Here is an 8,737-nt window from a genome sequence, read left to right on the forward strand (position 1 = left end):
AACGCTCGGCTGGGACACCCCAGCCGAGCGTTTGGCTAAGCTCCTGACCTAAGCCAGTTGATCAGTTGTGTTGCGACGACCCCTGGAATCCGCCCCGCGCGCCGGGGGCCGTCGTGCGCGCCGCATTTCGGTGATCGAAACCGTGATCGTCGGAAAATGTGTCACGGACGACAGGTGTGAGTTCGCGAACCGGTCACCTCGGAGCAAGCGGGCGTCCGTCGAAGTCCGGCCGGCCCGGTGGCGTGGGATTTGTCTCTAAAACCGGTCGATGGCCTGCTTTCGGCGCGTGAGCCCGGGGGAGACCGACCGCTTTGCGTCCGTCCGGGTGGTGGCCGAGCGGTCCTCGTCACGGAACGCGATCCAGGACGGCCCCGAGTCGGTCGGTCGGGCGCCCGCGGAGCGCCTCGCGAGGTCCTCCGGGAGGGGTTCCTACCTGTGTCTGTGCACACACCTTCACGACTTGCCTACGATGGTCGGTGGTGAAGGCTCGCCATGGCCGTGGTGAGCCCCGGTGGAAGGCGCCCGTCCCCCCGGGCGCGTCGCGATGAGGTAATGAGGTCGACCCGGATGGTGCTGTCCCGACTGCTCCGCGCTGGCGAGGGCAAGATGCTCAAGCGCCTGCGCAACATCGCAGCGCACATCAACAACCTCGAAGACGACGTCGTCGACCTCTCCGATGCGGAGCTGCGCGCGAAGACCGAGGAGTTCCGCAAGCGCTACGCCGACGGCTGGACCCTGGACGACCTGCTGCCGGAGGCCTTCGCGGTCGTCCGCGAGGGCGCCAAGCGCACCCTGGGCCAGCGTCACTTCGACGTCCAGCTCATGGGCGGCGCGGCGCTGCACCTCGGTCAGATCGCCGAGATGCGCACCGGTGAGGGCAAGACGCTGACGTCCGTGCTGCCCGCGTACCTCAACGCGATCGCGGGCGAGGGCGTGCACGTCGTCACGACCAACGACTACCTGGCCAAGCGCGACGCGGAGTGGATGGGCCGCATCCACCGCTTCCTCGGCCTGACCGTCGGCGCGATCCTGTCGGAGATGACGCCCGAGCAGCGCCGGGTCGCCTACAACGCCGACATCACCTACGGCACGAACAACGAGTTCGGCTTCGACTACCTGCGCGACAACATGGCCTGGAGCCGTGACGAGATGGTCCAGCGCGGCCACTTCTTCGCGCTGGTCGACGAGGTCGACTCGATCCTGATCGACGAGGCCCGCACGCCGCTGATCATCTCCGGCCCGGCCGACCAGTCCTCGCGCTGGTACGTCGAGTTCGCGCGGCTGGCCACCAAGATGCGCCGCGACACCCACTACGAGGTGGACGAGCGCAAGCGCACGATCGGCGTCACCGAGGCGGGCGTGCAGTACGTCGAGGACCAGCTGGGCATCGACAACCTGTACGACTCGACCAACACCCCGCTGGTCGGCTACTTCCAGAACGCGATCAAGGCCAAGGAGCTCTTCGCCAAGGACAAGGACTACATCGTCCGCAATGGCGAGGTCATGATCGTCGACGAGTTCACCGGCCGCGTGCTGTCCGGTCGCCGTTACAACGAGGGCATGCACCAGGCGATCGAGGCCAAGGAAGGCGTCGAGATCAAGGCGGAGAACCAGACGCTCGCCACGATCACCCTCCAGAACTACTTCCGCCTTTACGAGAAGCTGGGCGGCATGACCGGTACCGCCGAGACCGAGGCGGCCGAGTTCCACCAGACCTACAAGCTCGGCGTCGTGCCCATCCCGACCAACCGCCCGATGCAGCGTTCCGACCAGGCCGACCTCGTCTACAAGACCGAGGAGGCCAAGTTCGACGCGGTCGCCGACGACATCGCCGAGCGGCACGAGAAGGGCCAACCGGTGCTGGTCGGCACGACGAGCGTCGAGCGCTCGGAGTACCTGTCGAAGCTGCTGGTCAGGCGGGGCATCCCGCACGAGGTGCTCAACGCGAAGCACCACGACCGCGAGGCGCTGATCATCGCGAAGGCGGGCCGCAAGGGCGCCGTCACGGTGGCCACCAACATGGCCGGTCGAGGCACCGACATCGTGCTGGGCGGCAACCCGGACATCATCGCCGACCACGAGCTGCGCGAGCGCGGCCTCGACCCGGTGGAGAACCCGGAGGAGTACGAGGCCGCCTGGGCGAAGCTGATCGAGGAGGTCACCGCCGAGGTCAAGGCCGAGTCCGAGGAGGTCCGCGCGGCCGGCGGCCTGTACGTGCTCGGCACCGAGCGGCACGAGTCGCGGCGCATCGACAACCAGCTGCGCGGTCGTTCCGGCCGTCAGGGCGACCCCGGCGAGTCGCGGTTCTACCTGTCGTTGAAGGACGAGCTGATGCGCCGCTTCAACGCGGCGATGGTCGAGACGGTCATGACCCGGCTGAAGGTGCCGGACGACGTGCCGATCGAGCACAAGATGGTCACCCGGGCCATCCGCAGCGCGCAGACGCAGGTCGAGCAGCAGAACTTCGAGATCCGCAAGAACGTCCTCAAGTACGACGAGGTCATGAACGAGCAGCGCAAGGTGATCTACGCCGAGCGCCGCCGCGTGCTCGACGGCGAGGACCTGCGCGAACAGGTCGAGCACATGATCACCAGCGTGGTCGGCGCGTACGTCGACGGCGCGACGGCCGACGGCTACGCCGAGGACTGGGACCTCGACCAGCTGTGGACTGCGCTCAAGACGCTGTACCCGATCACGCTCGACGCCAAGAAGGTGCTCGAGGGCGACGAGGACGTCACCCGCGAGTCGTTGAAGGCGAAGCTCCAGGCCGACGCCCTGGCGGCGTACGAGGCGCGTGAGGCGGACATCGACGGCCGGGTCGGGCCGGGCGCCATGCGTGAGCTGGAGCGCCGCGTCCTGCTCTCCGTCCTGGACCGCAAGTGGCGCGAGCACCTGTACGAGATGGACTACCTGAAGGAGGGCATCGGCCTGCGGGCGATGGCCCAGCGCGACCCGCTGATCGAGTACCAGCGGGAGGGCTTCGACATGTTCAACGGCATGCTCGAGGCGCTGAAGGAGGAGACCGTCGGCTTCCTCTTCAACCTCCAGGTCGAGGCTGCCGAGCCGGAGCCGGCCGCCGAGCCGCCGGTCCAGGTCTCCATCGCCAACGGCGGCCCGCTGGCCGGCAGCCGGGCCAGGGCCCGCGCCGCCGCCGCTGCCGCCGCCCAGCAGCAGGCGGACGCCAACCAGGCCCCCGCGGGCCCGGCCCTGGCGCAACTCCAGAGCGGCAGCGCCATCCCGCCCGCGCTGCGCGGCAAGGGCCTGGACGGCCGGGCCCAGCAGGGCCTGACCTACACGGGCCCGTCCGAGAGCGGCGACGCCGAAACGACCGGCAACCCCGCCCAGTCCGGCCCCCAGCCGGGCGGCACCCGCAAAGAACGCCGCGCCGCCGCCCGCGCCCAGGCCAAGGGCCAACGCAAGACCCCTCGCGACTAACCAACCCTGAACCACCGAAAGCGGGCCCCGACCACCACCGGCGGCCCGCTTTCGTCATTCCCGGACCACCCACCCTCATCCACCGCCACCATCCACCGCCTCCGCGCCCGCCCACCACATCTGCCCACCGCGCCACCCGTCCTGCCCGTCGCGCCCGTGGCCCGGCCATCGCCTCCCTCAGCAGTCCACTCTGAGCCGCGAATCCGCCGGACCCGCCGTCGCACCGGGCTGCACCGCTCTCCTTGCGTCGTTCGTTCGGGGGCTCGGTCAGGCGGCGGTCCCGACAGGAGGCCCAGGGCACGTTTCACCGGCCTGGCCGACCGGTCCGCGCGTCCAGCGGGCCGCCGCGATCGAGTTCGCGCGATGGAGTTGGTGCGTTCCGGAGCCGCCAGTTCTTCTCGGCCGTCCGCTGATTCGCACGTGCCTCCCTCCGTTCTGGTGGTGCGTCTGGCTGGCGGGGCTGTGTCGGGTGATTGGGGTTGTCGGGGTGGGTGTGGGTTGGCAGGGGGTGGGTGGTCGAGGCGTTCCGCTGGTTTTCAACCGAGGTGTGGTAACGGTGTTTCCGTACATTTTTGGGCGAATGTCACTCGATCGTGTTAGCGGTCGCCGGGGTCAGCGGAGCGTGAGAGGGCCCCGCTGATCCGCGGGTGGCCGTTAGGGGAGTAGGTGGAATTCGGTGCAGTGCCAGCGTGACCCTCGGCGTTCCACTCGCGCGGCGAATGCTCGGACCTTGGTCGGCATGTGCAGGGTGCCCGCCAGTTCCGCCGCATCCGGCGACACGTGGCACAAGCGGTAGCGGCCGAGGCGGGTTCGGGTTGGGGTGGCGGCTTCCGCCACGGTGGTCAGGGCACGTGGGGCGAAGGTGGCCGACAGTTGTCGCGGCGGCCGCCTGCCGCTCAGCGCCTCTACCAAGGGGAACAGGAAGTGGCGGGCGTCGAGAGGTGCGGGCGGCGGCGGGGTGTCGGTGGGGCCGGCGGAGGGGTCCTGGGTGGCGGTCGGCTTCGTGGACGACAGGGTGCGCAGTTGAGGTGGCATGCTGAACCGAGGGCGGACGGCCGGGGTTTCGTACCAAGATCACCCGATGGAGGCACGGTGCGGGGACTGGTTCTCGACTTCGGCGGCGTCCTGACGGACCTCGGTGACGACCACACGGCCACCGAACCGCCCCTCCTCACCGTCACCCGCCAAGTCCGCCACCAGGGCATCCTCACCGCGATGCTCTCCAACGCCGACTTCCTGTGGCGCCCGCCGGCCGGCTGGGAAGACCTGTTCGACGTCGTCATCACCTCCGGCGACGTCGGCCTGGCCAAGCCCGACCGCCGCATCTACCTGCTCGCCGCCGAACGGCTCGGCCTGCCCGCCGCCGAGTGCGTCTTCGTCGACGACCTCGCGGTCAACGTCCGGGGCGCCGCGGCGGCCGGAATGGTCGGTGTGCACCACCAGTCCGTGCAATCCACACTCGAGGAACTGGAAACACTGCTCCAGGTCCCCCTGCAGAGTTAACCGGTCACGAACGGCCACGAAAAATCCACCTGGCCGGTGAATTGCCGCTCACTCGACTTCCTTCGTACGTTCGCAGCGCCACGGCGAATACCGCGCAGTGGACGAGAGCAGTGGCCGGCCGTCGTGAACAGCGCGGACGAGTGCCCCGGTCCCGCACCCGATGCCGTACGAGGGGCGTGGGTGCGGGACACCGAGGGCTGGTCGGGACGGCCCGACGGGTACCGCGTCGGGTGGCTGTGGTGAGCCGCCGATCAGCCGGGTTAGGCAGCGCGGGTGTCTGAGCGGCCCTCCGGCACCCGCGCTGCGCCGGCCACCGGGAAACACAGGAGCCCCGAAGGTCACCCGCGCCGGCGGACGACCTCGAAGCACAGCACGGCCGCGGCGCTGGCCACGTTCAACGACTCCACCCCCGCCGCCATCGGGATCGACAACCACCCGGTCACGTGCGGCCGCACGTCGTCCGAGACGCCCGCCGTCTCACTGCCCAGCACGAACGCCGCCCGCGCCGGCAGGTCCGCCGCGTACACCGAAGACCGGGCCTGCGCGTCCAACGCGAAGATCGGGTACCCGGCGCCCCTCAGCGCCACCACCGCCTCCGCCGCCGTCGCGCACCGCAGCACGGGCGCGCGGAACGCCACCCCCGCCGACGCCTTGACCACCATCGGGTCGATCGACGCGACACCCCGCCGCGGCACGACGATGCCGTCCACCCCCGCCGCGGTCGCCGTGCGCAGGATCATGCCGACGTTCGCCGGCGTGGTGATCCCGTCGAGCACCAGCACGAACCGCGGCCCGTCGCGCAACGCCAGCTCCAGCGGACGCATCCGCGGCGCGACGACGTCCGCCAGCACGCCCTGGTCCTGCTTGCCGTTCCCGGCCAGCACCTTGACCCGCTGCGCGGAAGCGCGCTGCACCGCCACACCGCGCCGACCGGCCGCGTCCAGGATCTCCCGGGCGGCCGGACCGCGGGCCGTGTCGGCGAGCACGACCTTGTCGACCTCGAGCCGCGGGTCGTCCAGGGCCTCCAGCACGGGCTTGCGGCCGTACACGGTGACGAACTTGTCCTTGGGTGACACATCCACGGAACAAGTGTCCACTACCCATTTGGGGCTTGCTTCTGCGCTGTCAATCATGATGATCGTCACATGGCATCGCGCGACGAGGCGCACCGCCTGCTGGCCAGCGGCCGGGAGGCGGACGTCTACCTGCGTCCGGACGGTCTGCTGGTCAAGCGCAGCCGTGCGGGCCGCGACCTGGGCCCCGAGGCCGAGCTGATGCGCTACCTGCGCCGGCACGGCATACCGGTGCCGAGGGTGGCGGAGGCCTCGGAGACGGACCTGGTCATGGAGTACGTCCCCGGTCCGCGCATGTCGCAGGAGCTGGACGCCAGGCCGTGGCGGGCGGGCGCGCTGGGCCGTGAGCTGGCCGAGCTGCACCGCAAGCTGGACCGGGTGCCCGCGCCGACGTTCCTGCCGGGCGACGGCGACCTGCTGCACCTGGACCTGCACCCCGGCAACGTGGTGATGGGCCCCGAGGGCGCGGTCGTGGTCGACTGGGGCAGCGCGAGCAAGGGCGACCGCAAGGTCGACGTCGCGCTGAGCTGGCTGGCGATCGCGGTGGCGCCGCTGCGGCCGTTCAAGCGGCTCGCCCGGTCGCGGATGGTGCGCGGGTTCCTGGCCGGGGTCGACGGCTCGGTGCGGGTCGAGGCCAGGCGCGCCATGCCGGCCGCCGCGGCGATCAGGCTGGCCCGGCACGAGCGGGACGAAGCCGAGGTCAGCGCCGTTCGCAGGCTCGTGCGCGATTGCAGCGACTAGCCTGGACCGCATGCCCGACCGCCTGTCCGCGCTGGACGCCTCGTTCCTGTACCTGGAGGACTCCACGACGCCGATGCACGTCGGTGGGGTGGCGGTGTTCCGGCGCCCGCGCACGGGCTTCGACTACGACCGGTTGGTCGACCTGATCGAGCAGCGGCTGTCGCTGGTGCCCCGGTACCGGCGGAAGGTCGTGCACGTGCCCGGACGGCTCGCGCGGCCGGTGTGGGTGGACGACGCGGACTTCGACGTCACCTACCACGTGCGGCGGTCGGCGTTGCCGAAACCGGGCAGCGACCAGCAGTTGCACGACCTGGTGGCGCGGCTGATGTCCCGCCCGCTGGACCAGACCCGGCCGTTGTGGGAGGTCTACCTGGTCGAGGGCCTGGCCCGGAACCGGACCGCGGTGATCACCAAGACGCACCAGGCGATGGTGGACGGCATCGGCGCGCCGGAGATCGGGCAGGTGATGCTGGACCCCTCCGCCACGCCGCGGCCGCCGGTCGAGTCGCTGTGGATGCCGTCGCCGGAGCCGAGCGGGTTGCAGTTGGTGGCCGACGCGGTCGCCGAAGCCGTGCAGCGGCCCGGCGAGGTGGTGGAGAACGTCCGCTCGGCGGCGATGGACACGGTGGCGACGGTGCGCAAGGTCGCCGGGGTGTTCGGCGGCTTGGCCTCCGCGGTGCGCACCGCCGCGACGCCCGCGCCCGGCAGCCCGCTGAACGTGCGGATCTCGCCGCAGCGGCGGTTCGCGGTGGCGCGCACCGGGCTGGACGTGTTCCGCGCCATCCGGCGGGCGCACGGCGGCACGGTCAACGACGGCGTGCTCGCGGTGCTGTCCGGCGCGCTGCGGAACTGGCTGCTGTCGCGCGGCGAGGTCGTGACGGCGGGGACCACCATCCGGGCCATGGCGCCGATGTCGGTGCGCGACGACGAGGCGCAGGTGTCGGCGTACCTGGTCGACCTGCCGGTCGGCGAGCCGAACCCGGTCGTGCGGCTGCACCACGTGTCGCACGCGATGCGCGCGCACCAGGAGTCGGGCCAGACGGTGGCGGCGCAGACGTTGGTGCGGTTCTCGGGCTTCGCGCCGCCCACGTTGCACGCGCTGGGCGCGCGGGCGGCGTCGTCGTTCTCGCGGCGGTTGTTCAACGTGGTGGTGACGAACGTGCCCGGTCCCCAGGTGCCGCTGTACGCGGCGGGGGCGAAGATGATCGAGATGTTCCCGGTCGTGCCGCTGGCGAAGAACCAGGCGTTGTCGATCGGCGTGACGTCTTATGACGGTGGCGTGTACTTCGGCCTCAACGCCGATCGCGACGCGATGTCCGATGTGGACGTGCTGGCGGCGATGGTCGAGGAGTCGGTGGAGGAACTGATGGGAACGGTGTCCGCATGAGGGTGTACCTCCCGGCGACCGTCGCGATGTTGCGCGACCTGGTGGAGAACGGCGAGTTCGTGCCCGTGGGCGGGACGGGGTTCGCCCTGACGCCCGCGTTGCGCGAGTCGTACGCGACCGGCGACACGGAGGAGCTCGAGTACTCGGCGATGCTCGACGCCGCGCGCGGTTCGCTGCGGCTGATCGCGGGTGACGAGAAGGCCGTGCCGAGGCGCGCGGTGGTGTCGGCCGACGTGCCGGACGTGAAGCTGCGGCCGGACCTGGACTTCTCGGTGGTGAAGCTGTCGGGCCCGGTGCCGATGAAGCTGATCGCCGCGATCCACCTGGACACGTCGGAGGCGGAGGACGACGTGCGCGCGGCGGCCGACGTGATCGACGCGGCGGACCTCGGCGACCCGGACGCGGAGTTCGCGCTGGGCGGGGCGGAGGACCACGAGCTGGCCTGGTACGCGGTCCAGGAGCTGCCGTTCCTGCTGGAGCTGATGTAGCCGCTGCTCCGCGGTTCTGCACGCCGAGCGGGGGGGGGGGGGGGGGGGGGGGGGGGGGGGGGGGGGGGGTGCGGGGGGGGGGGGGAGGGGGGGGGAGGGGAGGGGGGAGA

Annotated in this window: 6 protein-coding genes and 1 pseudogene; 5 read left to right on the plus strand and 2 right to left on the minus strand. The window is 71.0% G+C overall.

Translation table 11 applies throughout. The features are described from left to right. Window positions 1-567: 567 nt before the first annotated feature. Window positions 568-3,064: pseudogene (gene secA / locus ACZ7GX_RS45230) on the plus strand (preprotein translocase subunit SecA); the annotation flags it as partial. A gap of 1,025 nt (window positions 3,065-4,089) precedes the next feature. Here secA and ACZ7GX_RS45235 read toward each other — a convergent pair. Further along, on the minus strand, window positions 4,090-4,470 hold the full coding sequence (locus tag ACZ7GX_RS45235) for an Rv3235 family protein (RefSeq protein ID WP_498786846.1): 381 nt from the start codon (window positions 4,468-4,470) through the stop codon (window positions 4,090-4,092). Between the two features lie 57 nt (window positions 4,471-4,527). On the opposite strand from ACZ7GX_RS45235, the gene ACZ7GX_RS45240 reads away from it, so the two are divergent. Continuing rightward, complete coding sequence (locus tag ACZ7GX_RS45240) at window positions 4,528-4,938, plus strand: HAD-IA family hydrolase (protein WP_498786847.1); 411 nt, start codon at window positions 4,528-4,530, stop codon at window positions 4,936-4,938. Between the two features lie 338 nt (window positions 4,939-5,276). Here the strand turns inward: ACZ7GX_RS45240 and ACZ7GX_RS45245 are convergent, their stop codons facing one another. Further along, window positions 5,277-6,020 (minus strand): TrmH family RNA methyltransferase, encoded by a 744-nt coding sequence (locus ACZ7GX_RS45245; protein WP_498786848.1) that lies wholly within the window; start codon window positions 6,018-6,020, stop codon window positions 5,277-5,279. 63 nt (window positions 6,021-6,083) lie between these two features. Between ACZ7GX_RS45245 and ACZ7GX_RS45250 the strand changes: the two genes are divergently transcribed. From ACZ7GX_RS45250 to ACZ7GX_RS45260, 3 genes are read left to right on the plus strand one after another with little or no spacing between them, the layout of a single operon-like run. Continuing rightward, window positions 6,084-6,752: a phosphotransferase gene (locus ACZ7GX_RS45250; protein WP_498786849.1), complete on the plus strand. Its 669-nt coding sequence runs from the start codon at window positions 6,084-6,086 to the stop codon at window positions 6,750-6,752. A gap of 10 nt (window positions 6,753-6,762) precedes the next feature. Beyond that, window positions 6,763-8,139 carry a WS/DGAT/MGAT family O-acyltransferase gene (locus tag ACZ7GX_RS45255; protein WP_498786850.1) on the plus strand — a complete coding sequence of 459 codons (1,377 nt, stop codon included), beginning with the start codon at window positions 6,763-6,765 and terminating at the stop codon, window positions 8,137-8,139. Next, the gene (locus ACZ7GX_RS45260; protein WP_498786851.1) at window positions 8,136-8,627 is read left to right on the plus strand and encodes a DUF6912 family protein; all 492 of its coding nucleotides are present in this window, start codon (window positions 8,136-8,138) and stop codon (window positions 8,625-8,627) included. The genes ACZ7GX_RS45255 and ACZ7GX_RS45260 overlap by 4 nt, the downstream gene beginning before the upstream one ends. Window positions 8,628-8,737 lie beyond the last annotated feature (110 nt).

The sequence above is a fragment of the Actinosynnema sp. NPDC037264 genome, from assembly GCF_055603705.1.

What these genes read in the sequence shown, in the direction of transcription:
- ACZ7GX_RS45255 (WP_498786850.1), top strand. Translation starts at nt 6,763, where the DNA reads ATGCCCGACCGCCTGTCCGCGCTGGACGCCTCGTTCCTGTACCTGGAG.
- ACZ7GX_RS45250 (WP_498786849.1), top strand. Translation starts at nt 6,084, where the DNA reads ATGGCATCGCGCGACGAGGCGCACCGCCTGCTGGCCAGCGGCCGGGAG.
- ACZ7GX_RS45260 (WP_498786851.1), top strand. Translation starts at nt 8,136, where the DNA reads ATGAGGGTGTACCTCCCGGCGACCGTCGCGATGTTGCGCGACCTGGTG.
- ACZ7GX_RS45235 (WP_498786846.1), bottom strand. Translation starts at nt 4,470, where the DNA reads ATGCCACCTCAACTGCGCACCCTGTCGTCCACGAAGCCGACCGCCACC.